Origin of the sequence: Agarivorans aestuarii (genome assembly GCF_019670125.1) — a bacterium.
GTDB classification, from domain to species: domain Bacteria; phylum Pseudomonadota; class Gammaproteobacteria; order Enterobacterales; family Celerinatantimonadaceae; genus Agarivorans; species Agarivorans aestuarii.
In genome coordinates this window covers 3,440,559-3,467,468 of sequence record NZ_AP023033.1, presented here as the reverse complement: position 1 = coordinate 3,467,468, position 26,910 = coordinate 3,440,559, and the positions used below count along the sequence as shown (strand labels likewise).

Below are 26,910 nucleotides of genomic sequence, written 5' to 3'. Positions count from 1 at the left end.
TTAAGGGAGCTTAGGCTCCCTTTTGTGCTTTCTGAAGTACCATTCTATGGAGAGAGTGAGTGTGAAATTTAACCCAACAAAAACAATAATAATTACTGTAGCGGCTGTGTTTTGTTCGGCGGTGTTAGCCAACCCCAAAAAACCGGGCGGTGATACAACAACGACCCAAACTGATGCCAACGCGTTTTCTATGCCGGCAGCGAATTTAGGTTTTGAAGGTCGGCTTAACTTTAGTACCGGTAACAGCTTTTTCCGTAACCCTTGGGTTGTAGCTCCAGCTACCACTATCGCCCGAGATGGCTTAGGTCCTTTGTTTAATACCAATGGTTGTCAAAACTGCCACATTAAAGATGGTCGAGGCCACCCTGCACCGGTTGGGGCAAACAATGCTGTATCGATGTTGGTGCGGATTAGTATTCCTGCAGAAACAGAGCAACAAAAAGCCCTAGAAGCTCAAAACGGCGTAGTGCCAGAGCCTACTTATGGCGGGCAAATTCAAGACCAAGCCATACCCGGTGTTGCCGCAGAAGCGCGAGTTCGCTTTGCCTATACCGATAAACCTTTTAAGTTTGCCGACGGCAGCAGCATTGTATTACGCCAACCACAGTTGATTGTTGACCAGCTAGGCTATGGCGAGATGCATCCCAATACGATGTTTTCTCCTCGTATTGCTTCACCGATGATAGGTTTAGGTTTACTTGAAAGTATTAGTGCCGAAGACATTCTAGCCAATGCCGATCCTGACGATAGCAATAACGACGGTATTCGAGGTGTGGCTAACCAAGTGTGGGACACTCAACTACAAGCATTTAATTTAGGCCGCTTTGGTTGGAAGGCAGGACAGCCTAGCTTGATGCAGCAAAACGCTGCAGCATTTAACGGCGACATTGGCATTACCAGTTTAATGTTCACTAAAGGTCACTGTACTGCTGCGCAACAGGACTGCTCAAGCGCCACCTCTGGAGTCGATCCCGATGGTTCCGAAGTGAGTGATAAACTGCTTGGTTTTGTTGAGTTTTATACCCAGCATTTAGCGGTGCCCAAGCGCCGCATTAAGGATGCTGAACAAGTTGAATTAGGTGATAAACTGTTTAGCCAAGTTAACTGTGACAGTTGCCACAAACGCAGTTTTACCACGGCAAAACGTGAACAATTGCCGGCATTAAGTGAGCAGCTTATTTACCCGTATACCGATATGCTGTTGCACGATATGGGGCCAGACTTGGCCGATGGTCGTGGCGAGTATTTGGCTAATGGCCAGCAATGGCGAACCCCTCCACTATGGGGAGTAGGGCTTACCGAAACGGTAAATGGCCACAGCCAATTATTACATGATGGGCGTGCGCGTAATGTTACCGAAGCGATTGTATGGCATGGCGGCGAAGCCGAAGCAGCAAAACAAGCTTTTGCTAACTTGAATCAGTCGCAGCGCGAAGCGCTAGTGGCTTTTGTGAATTCATTGTAAGGACGAAGTATGAAGAAGCAGTTTTTGCGTGGCCTAACCATGGGTTTGCTGGGAGTATTGGGCTTAAGTTGTGCTAATGCCAGCGTCAATACCTCTCAACAGCAATGGCTTGAGCAAGAAAAGCAGTCAATTGCTAAGGTTAGCGCGCAGCTGCTTGAACAAGCGCGTAGTTACCAGCAACACATCGAGAGCTACTGTGCCCATCCTAGCCCAGAGGCTCTGTTAGCTAGCCAATTGCTATGGAAGCAAAACTATTTGGCCTATTTGCCGTTGCAGTCTAGCGCCCTTGGTCCTTTGGTTGATCTTAAGCTCAACTGGGCGATTAGTTATTGGCCCGACAAAAAAGATACCACTGGGCGTAAGGTGAAGGCGGCTTTATCTAATGCGCCGATGCCACTAAGCGATACCCACAGTAACCTACGGGTTCAAGAGTATTTACTGTTTGAAACCTTAAGCGACCAACAACGCTGTTCATTATTGCCGGGTGCGGTGAACCGTTATGTGAGTGCAACTGAGCTAGTGAGTAGCGGCCTACAAAGCGCTGAATTGGAAAAGCTGAAAGTAGAGCAGCTGCGCAGTGATGTGTTAAATAGCTACCGCTTACAAACTAGTACTATGCTGCGAAAGTTTCGCGCGATGTATTCAGCCAAGCACCAACGCTTGCGCCCATACCAAGGCGAGGCATGGCGAGCTAACATTAGCGCTGAGTTACTAGCCGAGCAGTTAAGCTTATTGCAAACGCGTTACCAGCAGGATCTAGCGCCGTTTTTAGCCAGCAGTGACAGTAAGTTAGCAAAACAGGTGGGTGAGCAATTTAGTGCTTTAATACCACTTATGCCAGGCCAAGAGCCCAGTGATGAAAAAGTCGAACTAACCGTTTGGCAGCAAGCCGAACCTCACTTAGCCAAGCTGGATAGCTTGTTTGCTAACCAAATTCCTCAAGCTTTATCGATTGAACTGGGCTTTAACAATAACGATGGCGACTAAGTTTAATCGCCGACAGGTGCTATTTCAGCTGCTGGGTTTTGGGGCTTCGGCTAGTTGCTTAAGCTTACCCGCCTTAGCAAAAGGCTTAAGCAATGAGCCGGACCTAAGCCCGCAAAGTTTGCTGATTGCTTGTGCCAAGCAGGCAAATAAGCACTATGTCGCAGCCATGAATATACAAGGCGAATTGCGTTACCAGTTAGCTTTGCCTGCTCGGGGCCACTATGTTGCCTTGGCCAAACCTAAGCAGACCGTAGCCGCTTGTGTTGCTCGCCGGCCGGGCAAATACATCATGTTGTTTTCGCCAGAGTCTGGTGAGGTGATTCAACAGCTTTCACCGCCACAAGGTATGCACTTTTTTGGGCATGCGGTTTTTTCGGAAGATGCCACGCAGCTTTACGTGACCGCGGGGCTAAGTGCTAGCAGTGAAGGGCAGATTTTAATGTATCGCCAGCTAGATTCCGGGTGGAGTTTAAGCGCTCAGTGGTCATTGGGCGGATTAGGCCCACACCAGTTAATGTTATTGCCACAGCAGCGTTTGGTGGTTGCGGTGGGTGGCATTCATACCCAAGGACGAGAAAAGCTTAATCTCGACAGTATGCAGCCAACTTTATTGTATTTGGATAGCCGAAGCGGAAAACTGCTGCAACGTCGAGAACTTAACAACCCGCAGTTAAGTATTCGCCATCTAAGTTATTCTAAAGCCAGCGATACCGTGTGGTTAGCTTGCCAAGGACAAAACCCTGAGCAAGAAGTTACCTCGCTCATATACTCGCACAAAGGTAATGAGCAATGCCAAGCGCTGGATGCTGATGCCGATTATTGGGCTTTGTTTAATCAATATATTGGCAGCATAGTAAGCAGCAATGGCAAGCTTATCGCCAGTTCTCCACGCGGTGCTAAGTTGGCTGTATGGTCAGAACAAAGCCGAGACCTTGAGCAACTTATGCAAATTGACGATGTATGTGGTTTGGCAGCCGATCCTCATTCGTGGTTTGCTTCCACTGGCAAAGGCCAGCTCCTTCAGCCAGCCAATCAACTTGTGCGTCGACAAACACGATGGCAGTGGGACAACCACTTAAGTGTATTACCTCTGTAGACAAGCCATCGCGGTAGATAAAATCTCGATCTAAAAAAGCCAAGCCCATTACTATTTGCAGTAAGGCTTGGCTTTTTTAGTTTAGCAGTAGCTAAGAGCCGTATTGCACTGTATCGGTGTGTGGGTCTAGGTAGCGCTGCTTTGTTCCATTGTTATTGAAGTTTGATTGCAGGCCATGCTCTTCAAAAATTTCCTCTAACGCTTTGTTTTGCTCTGTATTTGCTTGTTCAAAACGGATGTGCAACTGAAGTTTTCCAGATTCGTCTTTGGTTTCATCCATCACTTTACCAGCTATATCAAATTGCTTGTTGGTTCCCTTATATAAGTAAGCCAAATTGAGCACAATTGATTGCTTGTTGTTTAAATGCATGCTGCCAGGAATAACCAGTTTTACCCCGCCTTTACTAATGTCTTTGGTTAAGCCTTGGGTTTTTAAGTGCCCTTGGCTTAGCGAGAAATGTAAGCCAGTAGGTACGCGTGGATGACTGCGTTTCTCGTCTTCGTGTTTAGTTTCTGCTTTAAGCGACGCTTCGATAGAAAAGCGCTGTAGTAAGTCGGTGACATTGCTAGACACTCTCGCCAATTGCCCGGCAACCAGTGATGAGGTTTCCGATTTATTGTGGCTATCTTCGATAATTTCCTGCAGCTCACGTTGGGTTTCTTTTAAAATGTCTAGCTGCTGGTTTTGTCTATCTACTTGTTCATCGATGTTTTGTTGCGCTTGCGCCACAGATTGAATTTTATCGGTAACTTGGAGAATGCCTTGTTCGGTTTGCTTTGAGGTTTCGCGGCTTAGCTCAACCTTTTCTGTTACCTCTCCCATGCTGTTAACGACTTGCTGTACCCCTTCGGTGAGCTGGGTAATTAACTTGGCAATTTCATCGGTGGAACTTCCTGTTCTGGCTGCAAGGCTGCGTACTTCGTCGGCAACTACGGCAAATCCACGGCCTTGTTCACCGGCTCTGGCGGCCTCAATTGCGGCATTTAGTGCAAGTAGGTTAGTTTGCTCTGAAATGGCTCGAATGGCATCAACAATGCCATAAACTTGCTCAGCAGTGTTGCTTAGATCTTGAATAAAGCTGCTGGCTTTAACTGTTTCTTCCGAGGTGGTGGTCATCATGGTGATGTTTTCGCCCACTAAGGCAGAGGCGTTAGTGGATAACTCGTTACATTGGGTCACCATGGTTAAGGTTTCGGCGGCAATCTCGCTTAAGCGAGCGGTGGATTCTTCAAGAGTTTGAGAGTTTTCATACATATTGCTAAAGCGTTGTTGCTCGTTGCGGTTAGCTTGGCTAATTTGACTGGATAACTCCGACACCTGGTTTGACGACAAGTTAATGCTGCTAGAAGCCTGCTGAATTTCGTTTAATGCTTCTTGCAGCGACTCACGCATTAATTCGATGTGGTGCGCCAACATGCCTAATTCATTTTTGCTGATAATTTGGGTGAGTTCAGCAGATGACTTTAAGTCACCGCGGCTAATTTTTCGGCTAATTCCTACCAATAGATTAATTGGCTGAGTAGTGTCTCTAATGACAACCCAAGCCACTAGCGAGGCCAAAATCACCATAATTACAGCGAGCCCGATGCTGTTATTAACCAGGTTGTTTAGTTTAAGTTCTGCGTAATCGGCGTAAATGAGTACCGCTTTGTTCATGGCCGCCATACTCTTGTGGTTTATTTCTAAAAAAGCGTTGGCATTAGCGCCTGTAGGCTCGCTTTCCAGCTTATGTGCTGCAGTTAACTGTTGTTTCCATAAACGCTCAACGAGTTGAAGTTGGTCGATGAAGGGTTGGTAACTAGGAGCGGGTAAGTTAATAGGCTGTTTGAGGCCTAAATCAGCGTAGGTCTGGCCGCCCCTCATTAACGCACTGAGTGAGGCTTCATATAGCTTTACCGTGTTGTCGGCACTAAGAATGCCTGGAAATTCTTGTTCTTTTAAGTAGCTTCTATGCAACTCTTCAGCTGAATATTTCTTAGTAAGCATGCGTTGGCGACCGGCAATATTTACTATTTGAGCGTCGTCATGGTTTTGTTGCAGAGAGCTTGTTACAAGGATTACTTCACCCATCATTGCCGCTGCTAGCAGTAAAGGAAGAACAAAGAGTTTTTTACGAATCGATATAGATTTGAGCATGAAAGCTATCCTTGCAAATTAATAACTTAATCAGTATAGAACAACTTGTAAGTGATATTTAATAATACTATTGGTGTATTCTGCTAATGCTCACATTTGTATGTTACTAAAGTGCAGGGATGCTCAAAAATGTTGTCCATTCAATCAACTTTAGCGAGCTTTAAGCGCCACTTTTGCCATGGGCTGGCTTTGGTAAATACCAGTAAGTTGCCAAGTAACACTATTGCAACGCCGCTTAAGCTTACTAATGTCCATTGGTAGCCTTCGAAAACGGTTGATAAACCTAGCGCCACTACTGGGAAAAGCACAGTGGCATAGGCGGCTTTTTGCGGGCCTAATTTCCCCACTAATACCAAATAAAAGCTAAAGCCTAATACCGAGCCAATTATCGCCAGATATATCAAACTACCTAAGTACAGCGGCTCGGTGCTAAAACCAAACTCTTGGCCACTTAACAAGCCCCAAACTAATAGCAGCGCTGCGCCATAAGCCATGCCATAAGCGTTGACCGAGAGTACCGATAAACCTTGTTTTTGTTGTTTGGCCGAGAGCATGTTACCCAGCGAAAAGCAGTAGGTCCCTGCTAGCGCCATTACTAAACCAAGCAATTGTTGGCTGGCGGTTTCGCTATGGCTGATATCAGGGTAAAACAACAGGATAATGCCGCTTATACCCAATATGCCTCCGCAGATTAAACGCAAGCTAGGTTTTTGCCCATGAAACAGCCAGCTGTTGCCCATGTTCATAATTGTCGCGATGGAAAATACTATTGAGATTAAGCCACTTGGGATGTACTGGGCAGCATGGTAAAACAGCATAAAATTACAGCTAAACAAACATAAACCCAGCAATAAGCAGCTGCCATGTTGTTTTAAGCTAAGCCTTTGTAGGCGTTTGGTAATAAGCAGAAACAGCACCAATACCAAGGAGGCAAGGGCAAAGCGGTACATGATAGAGTTGGCAATCGGCACGTCGCCAATTTGATAGGCAATGGCTAACCAAGTGGTGCCCCATATAAATACGGTTGCGAAATAAATAAAGCCTATCATTACAGCCTCCTGCTGGTGTCACTAAAAGCGTAGTGTCTCAGGTGGTCGCTAGGAAGTATTTCAGATTATTGCGCTGCCTTAGTCGTTTTTATAGATTATTGCGTTTTTTAAGACGGTTGCATGTCTTTGGTAAGTTTTAAGCGGTGTTTGCCGCGGCTGGCTTTGGTTTCTAAGTAGTAATGGTTATCTACTTTTCGATATACACCGGTGCTTTGCAGCTCTTTTACCGCAATACCATTTTGCTCTAAAGCGGCTTGTTTTTTGGGGTTATTGCTAAGTAACTTTAATTCCGACACTCCCATGGCTTTAAGCATTTGTGCCGCTTCGCTAAAGTCGCGTAAATCGTCATCAAAGCCCAATTGATTGTTCGCCGAGTAAGTATCTACGCCTTTAATCTGTAATTCATAAGCATCTAGCTTGTTGTACAAACCAATGCCGCGGCCTTCTTGGCGCATATATAAAATAATGCCGCCTTGCTCAGCCATTTTTTCGATAGCTTCGTTTAGCTGTTCGCCACAATCACAGCGAGATGAGCCAAATACGTCGCCGGTTAGGCATTCTGAATGGATCCGCACCAATGGGGTAGTTTGTTGGCTATCGGCATTTTTAAATACCAAGGCAACGTGTTCTTTGTCGCTGTTTAGGTCGGTAAATGAGAGCATTTCAGCAGGAATATCGCTACGTCGGCCCACCTGAAAGGGGACGCGAGTGCGAATACTACTTAGTTTTTCTGCTGGTTTCATTTAAGCGCTCCATTACTACAGCTTATGGCGAGGGCGAAGTGTATAAATTCATTATACCAAATGCAAAGCAATTCCTAATCGTAAATCGTTTGTGGTTATGCCTTTATGGTTTAAAAAGCCTCATCTACATTAAAGTAGAAGCCGCTTTCACCATCACCAAAGCCCATGTCTAAGCGCAAGTTCACTCGGCTTTTTACTTCGAAGCGGTAGCCAAAGCCGGCGTTGGGCAGTATTTCTTGGCTGCTAAATTCATCCAATGTCGGGGCTACTGCGCCGGCACCTAGCCAAAATACTAAGCCGTGCCGTCTGGGTAAATCCCAGCGATACTCTATTTGGCTCATCATCATTTGTTTGTCACGATATCGGCCTGTGGTATAGCCACGTAAGGCCGAGCCTCCACCTACGGTAGAAAGCATGTGCCAAGGTACATCACCATAGCTAAAGCGGCTTTTATATTGCCAAGCAAGCACGCTATCTCGCGGGCCTAAGCGGTAATACTCGCTATAATTAAAGCTAAGAGTTTGAAAGCTATCGTTGCTACCAATATGCGGGTGATACCAGCCAGCATCTAGTTGCAATAATCTTCCTTCATAGGGATTTCGTACCACGTCTCGGGTGTCGTAGTTGGCTTGGAGGGTAAGGCCTACTGCACTAGAACTTGATTCAAGAATGCTGCTATCTACTTCGCTTTGGGCTGGGGCGATCTCACTGGCTTTCGCGTAGCTAAAGTCAAAGCCTGCGCCGATAAAGGCTGAGTCAGCCACACGACCAAGTAACATAGGGCGTAACGAAAATTCCCGATGATTAAAATCAACCCGGTTATTGTCTTGATGGTTTTGCTGATATCCCACCCCATAGAAAACATCGGGAGCATCGGCGATATCTGCATCAACATAAAGGCGCCACTGGTCTTCTTTGAAAAAGCTGCGGTTGTCGATGGTCATGCCGATTGAGCCATTAATCGAAGCAAAGCCGTTAATCACCAAAGAAGAGGTTTGGCTTACTTGGTCGCTTTCATCAATTTGGTACAAACCAATGGCGGAAATGCCCACTCCTAAAGACAGTTCTGGATTATAAAATGGCCCGGGCAGTACGCTAAAATCGATGGCTTTGCTGCTATCATAACCGCCGTCGGCGCCTAGCTTTTCTAGAATGTTATCGATAAAGCTGCCATCGGCTTGGCTTTGCTGCTGTTCGGCTAAATCTGCTGAAGCCAAGGCACTGCCACTTACAGCGGCAATAAAATAAACCAGTTTAATCATTTAATTGGGCACCAATATGGGCTTGCAGCTCTAACTCATCTTGCAGCTGGTTATAAGCAGATATCGCCAAAAACTTGCGGTTGCTAAAACCGTTTTGCCAAAGGTGATTGGGTATGTGGCTAAAGCTTGCTTGGTACTTGGGGGCTACTTCTAGCCACTGTTGGGCAACGCCGCCCATATCGATGCCATGAACAATCGCGGGCAGCGAAAGTGGCATAGGGCTAGCTGTTTTGGCAAACAGCGGTTCAAGCAATGGCCAGTTCACATCTTGCTGAGCAAGCTGCTCCGGCACTAAGTAAGGATGCTGTTCTTTGCCTAAGCGATAATGGCGTTTTAGTAGCATAAACTTACTGGGCAGTGCTTGATTTGAATCCCACCAGTGGCCGTCTATGGCATCAAACATGGCATTAGTTTGCTGCTTTGATACTGGCTCCAACTGCACAATAGACGCGCTTAACCATTGGCTCATGTGCTGGTTATAGAGCTCTCTGGTCATGCTTAGGTTGTTTACCACCAAAGCCAAACCAATTTTTGCGCCTAGCATGTTTGAGTAGAGATCTTCTGGCGAATAGGCTGATACTTCTTCAGACCATGGACGCCAGCTACGGTAACCATGCCATTGGGCAATTTCGTGTGCTTCGGCCATTGAATACGCCATTCTCGCTGCTAATTGCGCGGCTAACTCCCAGCGTTGCTGGTGGCTTAAATGCTCAACCTTAAAGGCTTTAATGCGAATTTCTCTGGGGCCGATTTCCGCGGGTAGCTCAATAGTAAATGCTTGGCCTAACTGTGGATAAATGCGCTGAAACAAGGCCACGGTGTTGTCGGCAGTATCACGAACATGGGCTAAGTCGATAAAGCCGCCACGCAAGGTATAAAGTTGGCCATTGTTTTCGCCGCTGCGGCGACCCTTAGGTTCGCCACGTTGAAAGCTCCAGGTGCCCGCTTCATAGGCGTGTGGGCCAATTTCATCTAGTGATAAAGTATTGGCATAACGGAAAAAAGGTACCTGTACGCTGCCTACTTTAACCTTGTGGGCGTTGCCAAAAGCGCAGCAAGGTCTTACGTCTTCTGGCATTCTGGCTAAGCTAAATTGTTGCGGAGTTTGTTGGCTAAGTAGCTGTAAATCAGGTTGCTCGCTTAGCGCACTTTGCACCGCTTCCGTTGTTGGTTGGTTGCGAGTCTGCCAATTATTGCTCGAACAGCCAGTTAATAGGGCGATTAAAGCTAACAAAGCCAGCGGGTTAATTAAGCGACCGTTGTTAGTTGTATTGGCAGTGCAAAGTTTGTTCATGGTTCTCATTCAATAAAAAGCGTTATTGCTTGGCTAACAGTGCTGGGATGTTCATTGCTAATGTTATGCGGGGCGTTTGGTATCACCATCATGGGGGCATCTAAATAGCGCGCCAATTGTTTGCCTTGCTGTAAGGGAAATACTCGATCGTTCTCTCCCCAAATAACCAGGGTAGGTGGCATCTTTTGTGGTTCTACTTGCGGGGCGAGTTGGTCTCGGTATTCCGGCAAGGTTTCTATTAGTTGGCGTTTCTGAGCCTGCCAAAGAGCAAAGTAGCGTTGATAGATTTGCTCATCGATAGCGTGGGGCAGCGGTGGAAAATGACTAAATACGCCCTTTAGTAAATGGCGCATTTGCTGGCGATTTTCAGGTACAAAAATATCGGCTGGCTGCTCTCGCTCAAAACGCTGACTAAGTTCAAGCAGCTCTTGGTCACTGATAAAGGTGCCTGGACTAGAGAGTATTACTGCTTTTTTAATGCCTGTTTGCTGGGCCATCATGTCGTAAGCGACTAGCCCCCCATAGGAGATGCCTACCAAATTAAATTGCTCTACGCGCAATTGCGCCAAGAGTTGATCAACCGCTTCTCGTTGGGTGCTAATGTTCGCATCGCCTTGACTATAAGAGTCACCAAACCACGCTAAATCTGGGGCTATTACTCGATAGTGCTGGCTAAGTTCTAGCATCATTGGCAACCAGGTTGTGGTGGCTGTACCGCCAAAGCCATGCAGCAATACTAATGGCTCACCGTGGCCGCCCACCCAGTAACGCAGCTGACCGCCTTCAGCCAAACTGAGTTCACTTTCGGTAAACTGCGCTTTTTGCAGTTGCTTGGCATCTAATTGCTCTTTAACCGCTAAGGCAGAACAGCCGCTTAGGCTTAACAGTAAAGCCAAACGGAGCAACCAGCGGGGAAACATATTCATTATGCGCATTAGAAGCGGTAGCCTAGACCAAGCATAAAGCTACTGCGTTTGCCAAAGCCTACTTCCAGCAAAGCATCTACATGCTCGGTAAGCGACATTTGTCCGCCCACTAAGGCATTCCATTTTTCTTCTAGGTGTTGCGTAACCACAAACTTACCGCCACTAGGCAGTGGTGGTGGAAGATTAATACCTATGTCGTTGAGGTTGCCGCTAAAGGTTTGCTCAACGTTTTGATACATCGCACCGCCCCAAACCTGAATATCACGCCCGCCCACTTCCCAGCGGTAACCTGCGCGTGGGGTGACCACAATGGTGCTGATTTCCCCGTCTAAAATATCGAGATCGGTATTGGTGTAGTTAACATCAAGCAAAGCAAACCAGTTCCCCACGCCGCCCACTATTGTTGTGCCTGCACCGTAGGTTATACCGCTAAAGTTTAAGCTGAAATCGAAGGGGTCTCCGATAGGCATACCAGCGAGATCTACTTGAACATTGGCAACACTGCTGCCTTTGGTTTGCCCAAGTACCCCATATACATTCATGAAGGGCAATACCCAAACATCTCCGCGCAGAGTAAGAGTTTCTGAGTCTTGAATAGCGTGGCTACCACTAACACCGACCAGATTGTCGATGGCGCTACCAAGGCCAGAAAAGGCCACGCTATCCACAATTAGCGGCTGCGACATGCTCATGTAGTTAATGCTAAAGCCATAAGGCTTTGGCAGTTTGTGGCCCAAATCGATGGCCTCTTGCGCCCAAATGGGGAAAAAAGCCTGGTATTGCTCACTTTCGCTACTGGGCTGCGTCGAGTTTTCTGCAAAGCTAAATAGGGGAACCAATAGCGTTAAAGCGCTAAATCCCGGCAGAAAATTAGGTAGTTTCATGTACGAGCTTGTCTCAATTTTGCGTAAAAACAACAAAGCAAAGATCGCCAACATCACTCTACTTGCACGGTAGCGTGTTTACGTCCTTGTGGTTTGGAGGGTAGCGCATTGGAGAGTATTCTTAATACGCGCTACGTAGCCTGAAGTACTCAGGTTCTATGCTTATAAAAGTTGGCGAGATCTTAGTAGGGCAATAACTCTAATGCAAGTAATTACTGAAATTCATTAACTTGCTTAGCAGGGAATGTTGGTGATATTTTCTATACTTAATGCGCAGCACCATAAGGAGGTGGTATGAGCAATAAACTTTCAGACCATCGCTTTATTCAAGGTAGCCATGTATTTGAGCGACTTAATCAAGCACGGGCGGTGTTGCATAATAGCGTTAGCCTTGGCGAACAGTTAGGCTTTGCTAGTTGGTCTAATCAAGATGACCGCACCTCTTATCACCGCCCTGAGCATCACACCTTAAGTGTTTATCTTGCTGGTGGTTATCAAACTAAGCGGCTGATTGGCTCAGACCTGGTGAGTGGCGGTGCTCCGGGTAAACTTTGTTTAATGCCTGCTGGGCATGAATCTCGTTGGCAAGTAGATGGCGATTTGGCTTTTGTGCATTTATATTTTAGTGATAAAGATCTGAGCCAAAGTATTGAGCAAATTTGGGATAAAAGCAGCACAGGTTTTGATGTGCAAGATCTTACTTTTGCTGACGATCTCGCCGTAAGCAGTCTCATTCAGCAGTGGCTACTTAAGCTTAATTGGCAAGACGATGCCGACCGTTTAGCCTTGGACCAACTTAGCCAACTGCTGCTTGGCCATATAAGCAAACACTATCTAACTAAACAGTTAACTGAACCAAGCTTAAGTGGGGGGCTTGCGCCGTTTCAGCTTGCCCGTTGCCAAGAGTTTATAGAGGCCCATTTAGCCGACAAACTGAGTTTGCATCAGTTAGCCCAGTTGGTGGATTTAAGTGACTATCACTTTGCCCGTATGTTTAAACAAAGCAGCGGGTTAAGCCCTCATCAATACCTAAGCCAGCGCCGTATCGAGCGGGCTAAAAGCTTATTGCATACAGGTGAATTATGTTTGGCAGAAGTGGCTTATCAAACCGGGTTTTCTTCCCAAGCGCATTTTAGTGCTCGCTTTAAGCAACTAACTGGCAACAGCCCAGCCAGCTTTCGTAATAAAAGCTAGCTTTCGCGCTTAGGCATTCTTAAATAACTACCGGAAAGTCTTGTTCTGGGTGGCGCAAAATCTCAGCTTGGTAATCAAATACATGCTTAATGTTGGCTTGATTAAGTACTTTTTCTGGCGTTCCGTCACTGCAAATTTCACCATCTTTAAGCAGTAAAATTCGCTGGCAGTAACGTGAGGCAAGGTTTAAGTCGTGCACTACGCTAATCACCGTAGCGCCTTGCCGGCTTAGCTTTTCGGCGTGTTCCATTAATACTTGCTGGTGGCTTAAATCCAGAGCGCTGGTGGGTTCATCCAATAGCAGAATTTGTTGCTCAACCGGCGTAGTGGCTAATTGGGCGGTAACACGCGCATAGTGGACGCGCTGCTTTTCACCGCCAGAAAGCTGCGGGTAGGGCGTATCCTTATAATGCCAAATGTCCATTAGCTCGAGCTGCTGCTTGATGATCTGTTGTTGATCTTGGTAGCTCAAACGGCTGTTGATAAGCCCAAGGCCAACCACTTCACTAACGCTAAAAGCAAAGCTTAACTCAGAGCTTTGTGGCAACACGGCTAAGTGGCGGCTAAGCTCTGGCTTATCCCACTCGGTGCGGGGTTTGCCAAGAATATTTATTGCACCAGCTTGTTGCTGCCTATCGCCACAAATAAGTTTAAGTAGTGAGCTTTTACCGGCGCCGTTGGCGCCCAATAATGCGGTATGTTGGCCAGCGGCAAAGCTTAATGAAAGTTGCTTAAAAAGCTGCTTATTGCCTAGCGAAAAATCTAAGCCTTGCAGTTGAATACTGTTTGATAAAGACGACATAGAAACCCTAAGCAATTCGCTGGCGCTGTTGTAACAGCAAGAAGATGAAAAACGGTGCGCCAACCAAGGCCGTAACAATGCCAACAGGCAGCTCGGCAGGGCTTATCACTAAGCGAGAAAGCAAATCAGCCAGTAACAATAAGGCTGCGCCCAATAATGCGCTATAAGGAATTAAGCGTTGATGATTAGGCCCTAGCAGCATGCGAATTAAGTGCGGAACGACCAAGCCCACAAAGCCAATTAAACCTGATACCGATACAGCGATACCAACACCTAAAGCAGTAAAGAAAATTAATTGGCTTTTAAGTTTTTGAACTTGAATACCTAAGTGGCCAGCTTCGGCTTCGCCTAACAACAAAGCATTTAAGGCTTGGGCTTTGCGCATAAATACCACTAGCAAAATAGCTAAAGTGACAAAGGCTAATACTATGTTGCTCCAGGTGGCGCCAGCTAAGGAACCCATTTGCCACAAGCTTAAATCACGTAGCATTTGATCATTGGCTAAATAGCTTAATAAGCCTATGCCTGCGCCAGATAATGCGCCAACAGCAATACCGGCTAATAGCATCATTACTACCGAAGTACCGTTAGGTGTAGTACCTAAACGATATACCAATACCGTTGTTACAAAGCCGCCAATAAAGGCGAACAGTGGCACTGCTAAGGCGCTAATAAAATCGGGCAGTTGCCAGTTTACCAAGCCCAGCAATACAATCGCGATAGCTGCACCAGCAGCACTGCCGCTAGACACACCAATAATGCCGGGGTCGGCCAGCGGGTTGCGAAATAGCCCTTGCATTACCGCGCCACACATTGCCAATATTGCGCCAACCGCAATACATAATAGGGTTCGCGGTAAGCGAATGCCCGTTACCACTAATTGATAATGCGCCGGTGCATCGCTTTCTAAGTTAAAGGGCAGCAAAGCACTTAGGGCATCACTCACCGGAATACTCATTGGCCCTTGGGTGACAGACAACAACGCAGTGGCTAACAATACCAGCAAAGCCACGGGCAGTAGCCATCCTGAAAACAAGGCATTGGGGTTAGCCGAATGCTGAGAAAATAGAGACATTAATACAACCTAGTAATTACAATGGCGAAGGTTTGAGCCTTCGCCAGCAAGGGGTTAACGATTTACTGCAAGCGTTGGCTTAGGCGCACCGCTTCATCTATGCTTGCCAAGCCTAAGCCACCAATAAGTGCATGTCCATCAATCGCATAAATTGCCTTGGTTTTTCCAGCAGGGGTCGCAGCTAATACCGGAAAACTGCTTAACACACCTTGTACACCACCTAATTTATCTAAGCTGCGTTGGCTAAACAGCAAGAGCTCTGGCTGCATAGAAAGTATCGCTTCATCTGATAGCGGCTTGTAGCTGTTTAAATGTGGTTTGGCGAGGTTTACCGCACCTGCTAGCTCCATAATGCTATTGGCAGTTGTATCGCTGCCCGCAGTGAGTAGCTTTTTCGCATCGTGGCTCATAAAAAACAGAGTATTCATTGGCTTGGCCGATTGTGAATATTCGTCTAGCTGAGTTAGCTGTTGTTTTAGCTTTTGATGCAACTCCGTGGCTTTGGCTGGGTGACCTAGCAGTGTAGCTAAGGCATCAATCCGCTGCTCTAGGCTGGCAACCGTAGACTGGCTGTTTAATCGGTGGATCTGAACGCCAGCTTGCTGCAGCTGATTAAGACTGCTGTCGGGGCCCATTTCATCACTGCCAATTACTGCGTCGGGCGCAAGAGCTAACAAACCTTCGGCACTAAGTTGGCGATGATAACCCACTACTGGCAGCGAAAGGTTGCTGGGTAACTGGCTGGTAGAATCTACCGCAACAATCTGTTGCTCAGCATCTAAGGCAATTATGATTTCAGTGATGTTAGCGCCAGCGCTTACTACGCGTTTTAGCGGTTCAGCTTGCAGCGCTGTGCTGGCAATAAGGCTTAGCCCTAAACAGGCAGAAAACAGCGGGGAGAGATGGCGCTTAATCATTGTTCTTTTCCATAAGTATTTGGGTGGTTTTAATATCTAGCTGTTGCAACAGCTCTAACATTTTTAATAGGTGTTCAACGGGCACTTGGCGCTCGCTGGCTAAGCTCACGCTGGGATCACTTTGCTGACTAGTTTGTTGTTTTATGGCTTGTTCAAAGTCGGCAAACGTTTGATAACGCTGCTCATCCAAGCCCCAAATAGGGTTATCTTGAAACAAACTAAGCTGCAGCTCGGCAGGTTCACTGGCTACGCTGCTTTGCTCTTGGCTGGTGCTGGGTAAATCCATATCCATTTGGTAAACCCGGCTATTAGCGGTGAGTAGCAAAAAAACCAATACGATAAAAATAATATCGAGTAGGGCGGTTAAGTCGGGCACCATGCTAAAACTATTGTGCTGTTGTTCGATGCGGATCATGCTGGCGCGTGCTCTAGCTCTTTAGTCTTCGCTTCAGGCTGAAATGCCGCTAAAGTACGAGCATCATCGGCAAGAGTATTTACCCCTTCAATCATTAGATTTGCTTGGTTAATGGTGGTTTCTAATTCATGAATAATCCGGTCTTTCCAAAGGCTTAAACCATGAGCAAAAGCCAGTGCCGGCACTGTAACTAATAGGCCAGCGGCAGTGGTATACATGGCTGTGCCTAAACCTTGCGATAACATGGCGGGGTTAACGGCTTGCTCGCTTACTGCCAGCGCATCAAACATTTCTATTAAGCCGAGTACCGTGCCCAGTAAGCCCAACAAAGGGCTAATTAAGGCCAGTATGTGTAAGGCTTTTAAACCTCTAGCCAGTTTTTGTTGCTGCTGGCGCAGCCATACTGCGGCGATTTCTTCTCGTAGGTTCTTAGCTTGATCTTTATGTACTAATAACAAGCAAATGGCTTTGCGCGCCAAACTGCGAGATTGCGAAAAACACTGCTTTTGATTTTTGCAGGGGGCTTTTTTACTGGTAAGTAAATGGGTGGCAAGCTTAAGCCAGTTACGTTGGTGAATAGCAATGTGAGTAAAGGCTAAACTGGCGATGCGCTCAATGATGATGGCGCAGGCCAATACCGAGCAAAGTACAATTGGCCAGCGTAAATCGCCCAATTGCTCCGACGTTAAAATGTTGCTTAGCGCACCAAGCTGTTCAGAAGATATTATTTGCATAAACTTAACTCAAATTGAAACGAATAGGGATAAGCGCGCGCGAAGCTTGAGCTTGGCCATCTACAATCAGGCCCTTAAACTGCCAGCGCTTCACCGCCTTTAATGCCGCTTTGTCCAAGCTTTTTACGCCCGAACTACTGTTTATTTCACGTTTGGTTTGTCGACCTGTTGGGTCTAACCAAACTTCTACCATTACTGTGCCTTCTAAACCGCGTTTTTTAGCCACCCTTGGATACACTGGCGCAGTAGGCGGTTGAGCAAAGCGAGGCTGGGTATTAATGCGCGGCAATTTAGACAAACCTTGCTCGGTTTGCGCCTGACTATTTACTTGGCTAGCACTTGCTTGAGCGGTGTCTAACTCTTCAACAGGCTCGCGCTTAGGATCAGGCTTTGCTGCGGGTTTAAGGGGTTCTGTAGGCGTCTTTTTAACTTGCTCCGGCTGCGGCGGTTTATGCTGGGCAAGTTGATTTTGCTCTCTAGGTTTAGGGGGCTGTTTTTCACTCGGTGTGTCCTTTACTACAGGTTTTACTTCCGCTGTTTTTTGCTCAACTGGGCGAGGTGTAGGCTTGTTTGTTAGCGCCTTTGGGCTTGCTGGCTCTGGTTTTACTAAGGGCTTTACTGGCAGAGTCTCAGGGGTTAAGGCCTTTTCTGAAGGTGTTTCAGTTTGTTCTGTTGCCACCACCGAGGTATTTATTGCCACAACACTTAAACTTGGCGCTGCCGTTTGGCCGCCACTACTTTGTGTTATCTCTTTGATGTTGGGCTGCATATACATAAAGTAGCCATGTATAGCCGCTGAAATTAGCACGGCCAAACTAAGCTTCCCCATCTTTTACCCTTACACCATTAACCCGACATTGGGCCTAGGATACTGGCAAACAAAAAATAAGTAAATACAAATGATAATGATTTGCATTTGATTTGTTGCTAGGTTAAGGTGGCAAACAGTTAAGCAGTTTGGCCTATTGTCCAAACAAGCCGCTAATAGCAAGCAAGATAGGAGAGTTAAATGGCCTTAACGCCAGCCGAAGTAGTAGAGCAGCACAGCGAATTAAGTGTGGCTCAATTGGCAGAAAAAGCGCAATGCAGCGAAGCAGAAATTGTACAAGCTCTGCCGGAAGAATGGGCCTGTTGGTTACCTAACGAGCAGCTGCAATGGCTAATGTACGATCTCCCAAGCTGGGGACCAATGACCACCATCATTCAAGTGGCTGGTTCAGTATTTGAAATAAAAGATAACTTTCCTTGTGGTAAACCAGGCCACGGTTATTACAATTTAATGGATAAGCAAAGCCATTTACATGGCCATTTAAAGCTAGACAACATTGCTAGCATTGCCTTAATTAGTAAGCCCTTGCGCGGCACCCAAAGTTACTGTTTTCAGTTCTTTGATGATAATGGCAGCACTATATTTAAGATTTATTTAGGGCGAGATCGCAAACGCGTATTGTTGCCAGAACAAGTAGAACGCTTTGAATTGCTAAAGCAAAACATGGCACTAACGGAACTAGAGAACCAACAGTAATGATTGATAAAAAAGCACGCTTGGCATCGCGCCTAGGCCCCGAAATAGCAGAGTTTGTTGCTAGCAAGCAGAGTATTTTGATTGCCTCGCTGGGGGAAGATGAATTCCCACATAGCTCGTACTCGCCATTTATTTGTTACCAAGGGGCGTTTTACATTTTAATTAGCGATATTTCCAAGCATGCCGATTACTTGCGCGCTCACAATAAAGCCGCCGTAATGCTAATTGACGACGAAGCCGATACTAAGCAAATTTATGCCCGTAAACGCCTAAGTTACGACGTTATTGCCAAGCAAGTAGACGACGAACCGCGCGAGCAAGTGATTGATTTACTCGAACAGCGCCACGGCGAAATTGTTGGCAACTTACGCCAACTAGCCGACTTTAGCCTGTTTGCTTTAGAACCGATTAAAGGACGTTATGTAAAAGGATTTGGTCAAGCCTTTGATATTAAAGGCCTAGACGATGTCGATTTTGTGCACTTGAAGGAAGGGCATAAAAAGCGGGCTTAATTGCCCGTGGGTTTTACACCCGTTGGGGCTTAGCTGCCCTTGTACGTAAGTACTCTCTCCACACTCAGCGAAAGCTGAAACCTTGGGTCTTATTAGACTGTAGCTGCACTAGTATTGGTGCAGCTTTTTTTATGCCTTTAAAACAACTAATTGTCCTGACTAAGTTTAATTCGGCAGGTTGCTCACTTGTTTTTGGAGACAAACAAGCTTTGAAAGTAATTTATGCTGTGATGTTTTGGGTAAAACCAAGCTTTATTCGTCCACGTTGATTTGTTTGTTAGCTGTAATTTGCCAGCTATTTAAATAAAAGAATACGACACCATGCACACTACCAATTAAACCAACTACCAAGCTTACTGGAAGTGAAATTGTAAAAATGTACTTTATTACTTGCCACCAATTAGCGCCAAGTAGCGCACTTCCAGCAGCCATAACTTCAGAAGATATACTCCAAAGCCAAAATATGACAGCAGCTATAAAAGCCCATTTAAAGCCATCAATTGCGTAAAGTTTGGGCGTTGCCTTCCCTTCAATCAAAGACTTAGCCAAAAAAGAAGAACGGTAAGATACCAAGGTTGAAATAGGAACTAAAACAAATAGCATTGCGGGTAGTGCACCCCACCAGTCAGAAGCCAGTAATATTCCAATTGATGACCAAACTACCAGCGTAATGATTCCATTTGTTATTGCGATGTGCCGATTGATCACGATATTTCCATCACGCCTCGTTGTGGCCTTTGTCCACGCGAGGAGCGCAACGACGAGAGATTGTGGATTTGCTTTGTTAGATTTCATGTTGAAACTGCGCCAACGCTTCCATTAGATACTTGACCGCTTTTTGCCTGTAACGCCACGGCTTTACAGATGCTGGAAGCCGGCTAAGCCAATGAGAATTTGGTCCCTTTATTCTGCCCGCTGACAATTGATGCGTAGTTGGAAGATTTTTCAGACTAAGCACCCGTATCGCTTCTTTAAGCTCCGCAACAGAGCAAAACCTAAACTCAAACCCGTTGAACTCTACATAACAACATGGATAACCTAATCCACGTACCGGTTTGGGTAATGCCGGCTCGTATTCCTCTGCATATATCCAGGGTACATCACCCACTTGTTTGTGCACCCAGAAGGTCATTGGACCCGGAATAAATTCTGGTTCAAAAGCTATACGGGTCTTCTTCATGAAATCGAACGCCTAAAGCAGTGGCGAGCATTAGAAAGTCCAGCCCGCAGGGCAATGCTGCTTTTGCTTGTTATGTGTTGATACTTATTCATTGAAAATGAGCTTCCGTGTCTGTTCAGCATCTTGTAACAAACTCTCTACTTGAACCTCTGCGCTTGGATTCAAGTTAGTGTATTCATCGCGCAAGTATTCTATAACCTCTTCAGCATCCCAAGGTCCTAAAGAGGCTTTATAGCTCTCATAAACGTCCTGAATTTGTCGCCAAGATTCGTAACTCACTTTTGATATGAGCATATCATCTTCGAGATGGATAATTGTAATCCGCATACTTTTACACATAACCCTCAGCTAAGTCGCTCGCAAAGCGCGTCCTTACTAGAGCTGCTTGTTAACTGTTGAGGCCAAAGCATTGGCTTCCCTCTGTATTTAGAATACCAATAGTAAAAGCTGAGATTGCTAGGCAAACGAATAGTGTAATTGAGACCTTGCGCCAAAACTTTCCTTTGTAAGATAACACTGAGTCAGGCAGTGAGATATCTCCCAATAAGAGCTTCCATTGCGGCCCATCATAGCCTTCTAGTTTTGCAAATTTTTGCATACGAGATGATGCCAAGTTCCCTGCTATAAGGGATATGACAAAGGTAATTAAAATTATCAGTTCGATATCAGTGCAAGTATTCATTGAGTACAATTAACAGCTTAATAAGAGGAAAGATTCCTTGTTTAAACAAGGAATTTTTCCTCTTATCATACATTTGATAAAACCCAGATTATCACCTTTCCTAAGTTACATCAGCCACCTAGCTCGAAAAATAACAAGAATGTCAGCACAAAAGAATGCAGGGTTCTTAGGTTTATTAAGGGTAGTTTTAAGGAAGCTGTATCACTAATGGGGCAAAAGTTAGTCACACTCTTCGATCTCAAAATCTGCAGTGGCTTTCAAGTATGTTCTCGATATCGATGAATCAACCATAAAGCAGCGATGACCTGTAATCTTATTAACTTTAAGTAAGTAATCGATTCTCGTTGTTGGCTCTGACTGCTTTACTATCAAAATCGATCGTTCCATTAGCGACAAGGTCAACAACACGCATATCGCTATCATCAGCAGACTTTTGAACCTATCCATATATACCTCTCTGAAACCCATAAGGTTAAGTTCTAGCATTAGTTATTGTTTGTCAAATTTGATGTTAATAGCTTATGAATAGCTTTGTCTAAACACGCTTCGGGGCAGGTATGTGTTTATTCGTCCTGCCCACTTCCTCCATTATTGCCGAGTCGCGGAAGTGACAAGTGTTCAAGCAGAGCACTGTTTGAGCGAAGCGAGTTACGTAAGCGCGTTTGCGGTTGATATTTATATGTCATAAGAACGCAGCCTTCAGTATTGCCGCTTGTTGCTCAAATAAAACATGGTCAGATTTAGAGTAAGATCTGGCAACATTTATCCACTGAATTCCCGTTTCATCTATATGACGAAACTCAATTTGTAATGCGTATTTTGAACAACAATACAGACCAAAAACCAAACCTATGATCGTTAAGGATATGACTAAAACCTTTAACCAAATTGGTGAACTGTCTAAGCTTGGAATGGCAAGCCAAACTGCTCCAGAGAAGATAAATAGCCAAAAGATGATTTGCCCCAAATTATCGAGCAAGCTCAGTTTTTTAACTCTCACATTATTTATTTTTGATAAAGGATATGAGTCTTTTTTAAAGCTAAACACTTCTTGGCTTAGTTTGAAATCTGCTTCCTTGTACATAACTCCCTCTTTAGTTAACACTTTTCCAAAAAATAGCTTACCACTTTTTCTTATGTACATCAGTTGTCTAGCGTTAAAAGTAACAAAATTGTCAATAGCGGTTGTGTCTGTAGAACATTGGCTGAAAGTACTGGAAGCTTTGCTTTTAAGCTATCATGCCAAAGTACAAACCAAGTCACTCGACCTAAGGAATCAAGATGATCTTTACTACTACCGAATCAATAGCCGGCAAACCTACTAGCGAAGTATTAGGTGTGGTGACTGGCAGCGTGGTGCAGTCTAAACATATTGGGCGCGATATTATGGCGGGTTTTAAGAGCATAGTGGGTGGCGAAATTCGTGGTTATACCGAAATGCTAAGCGAAGCGCGTGATGTGGCGATTCAACGCATGGTGGAGAGTGCCAAAAACAAAGGTGCTGACGCGGTGGTGGGGATCCGTTTTACTACCAGTGCAATTATGGATGGCTCTTCAGAAATAATGGTGTTTGGCACTGCCGTTAAGTTAAGCCAATAAAGGCCGAGGGCTCGGCCTTTATTGGTTTTCTATTTACGAGTTAAACACGGCCACTTTTGCCGGGAGTTTGGCTACATCTCGGCGAGTAAATACCCCCAGCAAAGTAGGAATAATTACCAAGGTTACCCCTGTGGCAAACAGCTCGCCAAACACTAAAGATACGGCGGCTGGTTTTAGGTATTGCGCTTGTTCGGCGCTTTCTAACAATAAAGGGAGCAGGCCACACACGGTGGTGATGGTGGTTAAAAATATTGCCCGTAAGCGACTAGTGCCGGCTTTAATTAAAGCTTGTTTTAAAGGCATGCCAGCGCGGTAATATTGGTTGAAGCGGGTAATGAGCACCAGTGAATCGTTAATTACGATACCGGTCATGGCCATCATGCCAAACATCGACAAAATGCTTAAGGGCAAGTCCATAATGCCGTGGCCAAATATGGCGCCAGCAAAACCAAAAGGGATAACCGCCATAATGATGAGCGGCTGCCAATAAGATTTTAAAGGCACTGCCAACAAAATGTAGATCAACAGCAGGGTCATGATCATGGCCGATTTAAATCCTGCTTGTACCTCGCCTAGCTCTTCAAACTCGCCATCGGGGTTTATGCTTACTCCTGGGTAGCGTTGTTCAATGTCTTTAAAAATGGGGTGTAGCTTGGCTAGCACCTCTTCGGGTGATTGAACGCCGCGGTCTTGGCGCCAGTACAAATTAACTACTTGCTCTTGATTGCGGCGATAGAGCACTTCTGCGTGTTGCTCAAAACGCAGCTTAGCCACGTCGCCCAGCATTAATGATTCGCCGTTTTCTAAAAATATCGGCGTGGCGAGAAGCTGTTGGGTAGTGGTTTTTTGGCTGTGGTTATAACGCACGATAACTTTGGTTTCTTGGCCTTGTTGCAACAAACGGTGGATTTCACGCTCGCCAAAGGCGCCGCCGGCAAATAGTGCTAGTTGTCGTTGAGTTAAGCCTAGTTGGCGGCCAAAGTCGTTTAGCTCTATGCGCAATTGTTGGCTACCGCCACGTGCATCGTGGCGCACATCTTGCGCGCCCGCTAGGCGACTAACTTGTTCGCTTAGTGCGGTAGCGGCTAATACTGCAAGTTGGCGATCTTCTGCGCTAATGGCAAGGCTAGTGCCGCCCGCTGGTTCATCGTCGGCGGTAAACTCACTGGAGTAAGCCCCTTCTATACTGCCGTTAAGTTCGCGCCACTGATTAAGTAATAAGTTGTTTGGCAAGTTGCTAAGCGCTTCATTACTAATTTCTAAGGTGGCTTCTATCGAGCCGTAACCGTCTGACCAAATGAGTAGGTTGCTAATGGGGTGTTGCTGTAACTGATATTTCTCTTGAACTTGCTGGTTTAGTTGCAGTGCGCTTTGTTCTAATTTAAACAAGGTTTTTTGTTGTAGGGGCAGTGGAGCGCCGTCTTCCAAACTTACGTTGGCACTGATATAACGACCGGGAATTTCTGGGAAAATAGCACTACGAATAAGCCCTGTAGACCAAAAGCCGTAAGCTAAAAGCACTAAGGCAAAAAAGCTAATAAGGGTAGCGGTTTTGTTATCGATGGCTTTGCTCAATATGGGGCTATAGATTTTTTGGCTAAAGCGATTGAGCCCAGCTTGAGCCAGCTGTTGTACTCGGCGAAACCACGATGCCGATTGCTTATTGGCTGTTGAGGGGTAGCGAATTGCCGCTAAATGGGCCGGCAAAATCAATTTACTTTCGATTAGGGAAAAGATCAGGGCAAAAATAACTACCGCTGAAAAACTAGCGAGTAATTTGGCTAGCTCGTTATCTATCCATAACATGGGTGAAAACGCAGCAATGGTGGTTAGTGCGCCAAATACCGTAGCAACAGAGACCGACTCTAAGCCGCGCCATGTAGCCTTTAGTGCTTGCTTACTTTTACTGCGTTGTTCGTGAATGCTTTCGCCCACCACTACGGCGTCGTCGACTAAAATTCCTAATACCAAAATAATGCCAAATAGGGTGATGTCGTTAATGCTGTAGTTCATAAAACCCATGGCGGCAAAGGTACCCGCGATAGCGACCGGAATACCCATCGCTACCCAAATTGCCACTTTTAGCTCTAAGAATATGCCCAGCAGAATTAACACAATCAGCAAACCTTGCCAGGCGTTGTCGGCTAATCGGCTGAGTTGGTCCTCGATATAGGGCGCCATGTCGGCCATGGTGGATAGGCTTACATCATTTGGTAAATGCTCTGCTTGTTGGCCAAGTACTTGTTTAACCGCTTGGCTTACTTCGAGTAAGTTGTCTTGTTGGCTGGTGCTAATGAGCAAAGCAATGGCAGACTCGCCGTTATTACGTACAATTGAACCGCTGGCTTCGTAATCGCGATAAACATGGGCTAAATCACCCAAGGTTACGCTGCCGGTTGGGCTAGATAAAATGCCTAGCTGCTTGAGTTCTTGCAGATTGTCGGCGTAGCCATCGCCGCGCAACACCATGCGGCCGCGGGCGCTTTTTAGTTCACCGCTGCGGGTTTCTATCGACATTTGTTCAATGCGTGTCGACAGTTCTTCTAAGCTCAGCCGGTAGTTTTTAAGCTGCTCTAATTTTGGCTCAATAACAATTAGGGGCATACGCGCCCCCCAATTGCTAACTTTGGCTATTTTGGGGTGCTTCTTCAGGGCTAGCTCTACTTGGCGAGCAATCGGCTGCAATTGTTGGTCGGGCCGAGGGGCGGAGATAATCACAAATGCTGCAAGGTTGGTGTATTCATCACGGCTTATTTGCGGGCTTTCTGCCTGTACCGGAAAGTTAGCAATGGCATTTACCCGATTGCGAACATCTTCTATTAAACGGTTTAAATCGGTACCAGAGGTTTTACGCACTCTCACTTGAGAAAAGCCCGCTGAAGATTCGCTCACTATTTGTTTAATGCCAGTTAAATCACCAATGGCTTGCTCGATACGCTGGGTAACGCTTTGGTCAATTTGTTCGGCGGTTCCACCGGGATAGGCAACGCTAATAACCAAACTCGACGGCGCAATTTGAGGAAAGGATTCAACCCTTAAATGGCTAAGCGAGAGCATCCCCGCCACAATAATTGCCAGCATAAGGAGGTTTGCCGCGACGTTATTATGCAAAAACCAATGGCTTAGCTGTCTCATATTTGGCTCTCCTGCACAAAGCTTGGCTTAACGCGTAATCCCGGTAGTAATGAGGGCAGGGGATAAACTACTACGCTGCGAGTTTGCTCCGGCTGATTGACAAACTTTAGCCATACTGTGCTTTCGTTTTCATCCAGAATTGTTACTTGTTCAAGCTGTAATTGTTGCTTGCTGTCGATGGTCCATACTTCGCCATCTTTGGTTAATGCGCTCATTGGCAGTTTGGCCACCGCAGATTGCACACTTAAACTGACCTGAATGTTTACTTGTTGCTCGGGCAATAGCCGAGGTTTGCTTTGATAGGGCTTAGCCACACTTAACACCACTTGCCGTTGGCGAGTGGTGGCGTCTACTTGTGGCGCAATATAACGCACGCTGGCGGGCCAAGTTTTATTTTGGCGGTCGATAATGGTAATTTGCGGCTCGGCTAAACTGGCTTGAATCCGCGACCAGTGCAGCTCAGACACTGGCAAGGTAATGTCGATGCTTTCGCTTGAAGCTATATCAAACAGTGGATCGCCCACATCTAATTGCTGCTTGGGGCTAACGTAGCTATTAATGATGATGGCGTTAAACGGCGCGTCTACTTGGCTATCGTGCAGGCGTTGCAGAATACTTTGGTAGCTGCTTTTGGCTTGGGCTAGCTCGGCTTTGGCTGCCGCCAATTGAGGTTCGCGTCGAGCAAAGGCCGAACTGGCTGTATTAGATAACATACTAAGCGCAACGGTTTGTTCGTGCTTTTCTCGCTGGTAGTTAAGTTCGGCTAGCTTTATTTGGCTTAAGGCCGCGCTAAGCTCGGCTTGCAAATGAATGGGGTCGACTTTAAGCAACAGTTGTTGTTTAGAGACTAAACTGCCGGGGGTTAACTGCTCATCAAAGTTAATAATCTGGCCACTGCTTTGGGCTTTAACTTGGTTAAACCAACGGGCCTTGGTAATGCCGCTTAATAACAATTTGGGCTGATAATTAGTGGGGCTTACCTCTACCGCGCTAAGAGGTAGATAACCAACCTTCGCGGGAGCATCTTCTATTGCTTTCGGTTCCAAAATTACAATGGTGGCTAACGAGAGTACTAATAAGCCTATCGCCATTAAGATGGGTTTAATCGCCAGTTTTTTCACAAAAGCTCCTTGGCATCTATTGTTGAAATGGGGCTTAATCGCTTAATGATTTACAATGCACAAATTATAAAATTGCTCGCGGTAAGTACTGTCGCGACTTACTGGCGATTTTGTATTTTTGGAAATGACATACACTGACAAAGGCATCTGGATGGAATTGTTCAAAGGTTGTTTCT

26 protein-coding genes are annotated in these 26,910 nt (G+C 46.0%); 7 read left to right on the top strand and 19 right to left on the bottom strand.

The annotated features are described in order from the left end of the window. Nucleotides 1-61 precede the first annotated feature (61 nt). The 3 genes from K5609_RS16140 to K5609_RS16130 are packed head-to-tail and all read left to right on the top strand — an operon-like array spanning nt 62 to nt 3,548. On the top strand, nt 62-1,465 hold the full coding sequence (locus K5609_RS16140; RefSeq protein ID WP_221074550.1) for a di-heme oxidoreductase family protein: 1,404 nt from the start codon (nt 62-64) through the stop codon (nt 1,463-1,465). A 9-nt stretch (nt 1,466-1,474) separates the two neighbouring features. Further along, a complete protein-coding gene (locus K5609_RS16135) occupies nt 1,475-2,452 on the top strand; it encodes an imelysin family protein (protein WP_221074549.1) in 978 nt (325 codons plus the stop codon). Continuing rightward, nucleotides 2,442-3,548 carry a DUF1513 domain-containing protein gene (locus tag K5609_RS16130; RefSeq protein ID WP_221074548.1) on the top strand — a complete coding sequence of 369 codons (1,107 nt, stop codon included), beginning with the start codon at nt 2,442-2,444 and terminating at the stop codon, nt 3,546-3,548. Before K5609_RS16135 ends, K5609_RS16130 begins: the two co-directional genes overlap by 11 nt. 91 nt (nt 3,549-3,639) lie before the next feature. Here the strand turns inward: K5609_RS16130 and K5609_RS16125 are convergent, their stop codons facing one another. The 7 genes from K5609_RS16125 to K5609_RS16095 form a co-directional block, all read right to left on the bottom strand. Next, nucleotides 3,640-5,685 carry a methyl-accepting chemotaxis protein gene (locus K5609_RS16125; RefSeq protein ID WP_221074547.1) on the bottom strand — a complete coding sequence of 682 codons (2,046 nt, stop codon included), beginning with the start codon at nt 5,683-5,685 and terminating at the stop codon, nt 3,640-3,642. Between the two features lie 140 nt (nt 5,686-5,825). Next, nucleotides 5,826-6,734: a DMT family transporter gene (locus K5609_RS16120; RefSeq protein ID WP_221074546.1), complete on the bottom strand. Its 909-nt coding sequence runs from the start codon at nt 6,732-6,734 to the stop codon at nt 5,826-5,828. A gap of 107 nt (nt 6,735-6,841) precedes the next feature. Beyond that, the gene (locus K5609_RS16115) at nt 6,842-7,477 is read right to left on the bottom strand and encodes a GTP cyclohydrolase II (RefSeq protein ID WP_221074545.1); all 636 of its coding nucleotides are present in this window, start codon (nt 7,475-7,477) and stop codon (nt 6,842-6,844) included. Between the two features lie 110 nt (nt 7,478-7,587). Beyond that, a complete protein-coding gene (locus K5609_RS16110; RefSeq protein WP_221074544.1) occupies nt 7,588-8,739 on the bottom strand; it encodes a BamA/TamA family outer membrane protein in 1,152 nt (383 codons plus the stop codon). After that, on the bottom strand, nt 8,732-10,033 hold the full coding sequence (locus K5609_RS16105) for a DUF4056 domain-containing protein (RefSeq protein WP_221074543.1): 1,302 nt from the start codon (nt 10,031-10,033) through the stop codon (nt 8,732-8,734). Before K5609_RS16105 ends, K5609_RS16110 begins: the two co-directional genes overlap by 8 nt. Before the next feature lie 5 nt (nt 10,034-10,038). Then, the gene (locus tag K5609_RS16100) at nt 10,039-10,959 is read right to left on the bottom strand and encodes an alpha/beta fold hydrolase (RefSeq protein ID WP_246611874.1); all 921 of its coding nucleotides are present in this window, start codon (nt 10,957-10,959) and stop codon (nt 10,039-10,041) included. Nucleotides 10,960-10,967: 8 nt separating this feature from the next. Continuing rightward, entirely contained in the window at nt 10,968-11,897 is a 930-nt protein-coding gene (locus K5609_RS16095) for a virulence protein (protein WP_246611873.1), read from the bottom strand. A gap of 240 nt (nt 11,898-12,137) precedes the next feature. Here K5609_RS16095 and K5609_RS16090 point away from each other — a divergent pair, with 240 nt between their 5' ends. After that, a complete protein-coding gene (locus tag K5609_RS16090; protein ID WP_221074541.1) occupies nt 12,138-13,037 on the top strand; it encodes an AraC family transcriptional regulator in 900 nt (299 codons plus the stop codon). Nucleotides 13,038-13,056: 19 nt separating this feature from the next. On the opposite strand, the gene K5609_RS16085 is transcribed toward K5609_RS16090, so the two are convergent. From K5609_RS16085 to K5609_RS16060, 6 genes are all read right to left on the bottom strand, one after another. Beyond that, entirely contained in the window at nt 13,057-13,839 is a 783-nt protein-coding gene (locus K5609_RS16085) for a heme ABC transporter ATP-binding protein (RefSeq protein ID WP_221074540.1), read from the bottom strand. Nucleotides 13,840-13,846: 7 nt separating this feature from the next. After that, nucleotides 13,847-14,914, bottom strand: coding sequence for a FecCD family ABC transporter permease (locus tag K5609_RS16080; RefSeq protein WP_221074539.1), 1,068 nt, complete (start codon nt 14,912-14,914; stop codon nt 13,847-13,849). Nucleotides 14,915-14,976: 62 nt separating this feature from the next. Continuing rightward, the gene (locus K5609_RS16075) at nt 14,977-15,831 is read right to left on the bottom strand and encodes a heme/hemin ABC transporter substrate-binding protein (protein WP_221074538.1); all 855 of its coding nucleotides are present in this window, start codon (nt 15,829-15,831) and stop codon (nt 14,977-14,979) included. Then, nucleotides 15,824-16,246 carry an ExbD/TolR family protein gene (locus tag K5609_RS16070; protein WP_221074537.1) on the bottom strand — a complete coding sequence of 141 codons (423 nt, stop codon included), beginning with the start codon at nt 16,244-16,246 and terminating at the stop codon, nt 15,824-15,826. The genes K5609_RS16075 and K5609_RS16070 overlap by 8 nt, the downstream gene beginning before the upstream one ends. Continuing rightward, complete coding sequence (locus K5609_RS16065) at nt 16,243-16,980, bottom strand: MotA/TolQ/ExbB proton channel family protein (protein WP_016402993.1); 738 nt, start codon at nt 16,978-16,980, stop codon at nt 16,243-16,245. The genes K5609_RS16070 and K5609_RS16065 overlap by 4 nt, the downstream gene beginning before the upstream one ends. Nucleotides 16,981-16,984: 4 nt before the next feature. Beyond that, nucleotides 16,985-17,809 (bottom strand): energy transducer TonB, encoded by an 825-nt coding sequence (locus tag K5609_RS16060; RefSeq protein ID WP_221074536.1) that lies wholly within the window; start codon nt 17,807-17,809, stop codon nt 16,985-16,987. Nucleotides 17,810-17,989: 180 nt separating this feature from the next. Between K5609_RS16060 and hutX the strand changes: the two genes are divergently transcribed. Then, the gene (gene hutX / locus K5609_RS16055) at nt 17,990-18,505 is read left to right on the top strand and encodes a heme utilization cystosolic carrier protein HutX (protein WP_220718739.1); all 516 of its coding nucleotides are present in this window, start codon (nt 17,990-17,992) and stop codon (nt 18,503-18,505) included. Continuing rightward, nucleotides 18,505-19,017 carry a pyridoxamine 5'-phosphate oxidase family protein gene (locus tag K5609_RS16050; RefSeq protein WP_221074535.1) on the top strand — a complete coding sequence of 171 codons (513 nt, stop codon included), beginning with the start codon at nt 18,505-18,507 and terminating at the stop codon, nt 19,015-19,017. Before hutX ends, K5609_RS16050 begins: the two co-directional genes overlap by 1 nt. 252 nt (nt 19,018-19,269) lie before the next feature. Here the strand turns inward: K5609_RS16050 and K5609_RS16045 are convergent, their stop codons facing one another. The 4 genes from K5609_RS16045 to K5609_RS16030 all read right to left on the bottom strand — a co-directional run bounded on the left by K5609_RS16045 (nt 19,270) and on the right by K5609_RS16030 (nt 21,963). Beyond that, complete coding sequence (locus tag K5609_RS16045; protein WP_221074534.1) at nt 19,270-19,725, bottom strand: hypothetical protein; 456 nt, start codon at nt 19,723-19,725, stop codon at nt 19,270-19,272. A gap of 76 nt (nt 19,726-19,801) precedes the next feature. Then, nucleotides 19,802-20,197, bottom strand: coding sequence for a hypothetical protein (locus tag K5609_RS16040; RefSeq protein ID WP_221074533.1), 396 nt, complete (start codon nt 20,195-20,197; stop codon nt 19,802-19,804). 84 nt (nt 20,198-20,281) lie between these two features. Then, nucleotides 20,282-20,491: a hypothetical protein gene (locus K5609_RS16035; RefSeq protein ID WP_221074532.1), complete on the bottom strand. Its 210-nt coding sequence runs from the start codon at nt 20,489-20,491 to the stop codon at nt 20,282-20,284. A 1,070-nt stretch (nt 20,492-21,561) separates the two neighbouring features. Then, a complete protein-coding gene (locus tag K5609_RS16030; protein ID WP_221074531.1) occupies nt 21,562-21,963 on the bottom strand; it encodes a hypothetical protein in 402 nt (133 codons plus the stop codon). A 197-nt stretch (nt 21,964-22,160) separates the two neighbouring features. Between K5609_RS16030 and K5609_RS16025 the strand changes: the two genes are divergently transcribed. Next, entirely contained in the window at nt 22,161-22,478 is a 318-nt protein-coding gene (locus K5609_RS16025) for a heavy metal-binding domain-containing protein (RefSeq protein WP_221074530.1), read from the top strand. Between the two features lie 33 nt (nt 22,479-22,511). On the opposite strand, the gene K5609_RS16020 is transcribed toward K5609_RS16025, so the two are convergent. Together K5609_RS16020 and K5609_RS16015 are read right to left on the bottom strand one after the other, a co-directional pair. Further along, complete coding sequence (locus tag K5609_RS16020) at nt 22,512-25,613, bottom strand: efflux RND transporter permease subunit (RefSeq protein WP_221074529.1); 3,102 nt, start codon at nt 25,611-25,613, stop codon at nt 22,512-22,514. Then, on the bottom strand, nt 25,610-26,734 hold the full coding sequence (locus tag K5609_RS16015) for an efflux RND transporter periplasmic adaptor subunit (RefSeq protein ID WP_221074528.1): 1,125 nt from the start codon (nt 26,732-26,734) through the stop codon (nt 25,610-25,612). The genes K5609_RS16020 and K5609_RS16015 overlap by 4 nt, the downstream gene beginning before the upstream one ends. Nucleotides 26,735-26,910 lie beyond the last annotated feature (176 nt).

Bases quoted from the DNA above. Each gene is read 5' to 3' on its own strand.
- K5609_RS16135 (WP_221074549.1), top strand. From the start codon at position 1,475: ATGAAGAAGCAGTTTTTGCGTGGCCTAACCATGGGTTTGCTGGGAGTA.
- K5609_RS16130 (WP_221074548.1), top strand. From the start codon at position 2,442: ATGGCGACTAAGTTTAATCGCCGACAGGTGCTATTTCAGCTGCTGGGT.
- K5609_RS16125 (WP_221074547.1), bottom strand. From the start codon at position 5,685: ATGCTCAAATCTATATCGATTCGTAAAAAACTCTTTGTTCTTCCTTTA.
- K5609_RS16120 (WP_221074546.1), bottom strand. From the start codon at position 6,734: ATGATAGGCTTTATTTATTTCGCAACCGTATTTATATGGGGCACCACT.
- K5609_RS16115 (WP_221074545.1), bottom strand. From the start codon at position 7,477: ATGAAACCAGCAGAAAAACTAAGTAGTATTCGCACTCGCGTCCCCTTT.
- K5609_RS16110 (WP_221074544.1), bottom strand. From the start codon at position 8,739: ATGATTAAACTGGTTTATTTTATTGCCGCTGTAAGTGGCAGTGCCTTG.
- K5609_RS16105 (WP_221074543.1), bottom strand. From the start codon at position 10,033: ATGAACAAACTTTGCACTGCCAATACAACTAACAACGGTCGCTTAATT.
- K5609_RS16100 (WP_246611874.1), bottom strand. From the start codon at position 10,959: ATGAATATGTTTCCCCGCTGGTTGCTCCGTTTGGCTTTACTGTTAAGC.
- K5609_RS16095 (WP_246611873.1), bottom strand. From the start codon at position 11,897: ATGTTGGCGATCTTTGCTTTGTTGTTTTTACGCAAAATTGAGACAAGC.
- K5609_RS16090 (WP_221074541.1), top strand. From the start codon at position 12,138: ATGAGCAATAAACTTTCAGACCATCGCTTTATTCAAGGTAGCCATGTA.
- K5609_RS16085 (WP_221074540.1), bottom strand. From the start codon at position 13,839: ATGTCGTCTTTATCAAACAGTATTCAACTGCAAGGCTTAGATTTTTCG.
- K5609_RS16080 (WP_221074539.1), bottom strand. From the start codon at position 14,914: ATGTCTCTATTTTCTCAGCATTCGGCTAACCCCAATGCCTTGTTTTCA.
- K5609_RS16075 (WP_221074538.1), bottom strand. From the start codon at position 15,831: ATGATTAAGCGCCATCTCTCCCCGCTGTTTTCTGCCTGTTTAGGGCTA.
- K5609_RS16070 (WP_221074537.1), bottom strand. From the start codon at position 16,246: ATGATCCGCATCGAACAACAGCACAATAGTTTTAGCATGGTGCCCGAC.
- K5609_RS16065 (WP_016402993.1), bottom strand. From the start codon at position 16,980: ATGCAAATAATATCTTCTGAACAGCTTGGTGCGCTAAGCAACATTTTA.
- K5609_RS16060 (WP_221074536.1), bottom strand. From the start codon at position 17,809: ATGGGGAAGCTTAGTTTGGCCGTGCTAATTTCAGCGGCTATACATGGC.
- hutX (WP_220718739.1), top strand. From the start codon at position 17,990: ATGGCCTTAACGCCAGCCGAAGTAGTAGAGCAGCACAGCGAATTAAGT.
- K5609_RS16050 (WP_221074535.1), top strand. From the start codon at position 18,505: ATGATTGATAAAAAAGCACGCTTGGCATCGCGCCTAGGCCCCGAAATA.
- K5609_RS16040 (WP_221074533.1), bottom strand. From the start codon at position 20,197: ATGAAGAAGACCCGTATAGCTTTTGAACCAGAATTTATTCCGGGTCCA.
- K5609_RS16035 (WP_221074532.1), bottom strand. From the start codon at position 20,491: ATGCTCATATCAAAAGTGAGTTACGAATCTTGGCGACAAATTCAGGAC.
- K5609_RS16030 (WP_221074531.1), bottom strand. From the start codon at position 21,963: ATGTACAAGGAAGCAGATTTCAAACTAAGCCAAGAAGTGTTTAGCTTT.
- K5609_RS16025 (WP_221074530.1), top strand. From the start codon at position 22,161: ATGATCTTTACTACTACCGAATCAATAGCCGGCAAACCTACTAGCGAA.
- K5609_RS16020 (WP_221074529.1), bottom strand. From the start codon at position 25,613: ATGAGACAGCTAAGCCATTGGTTTTTGCATAATAACGTCGCGGCAAAC.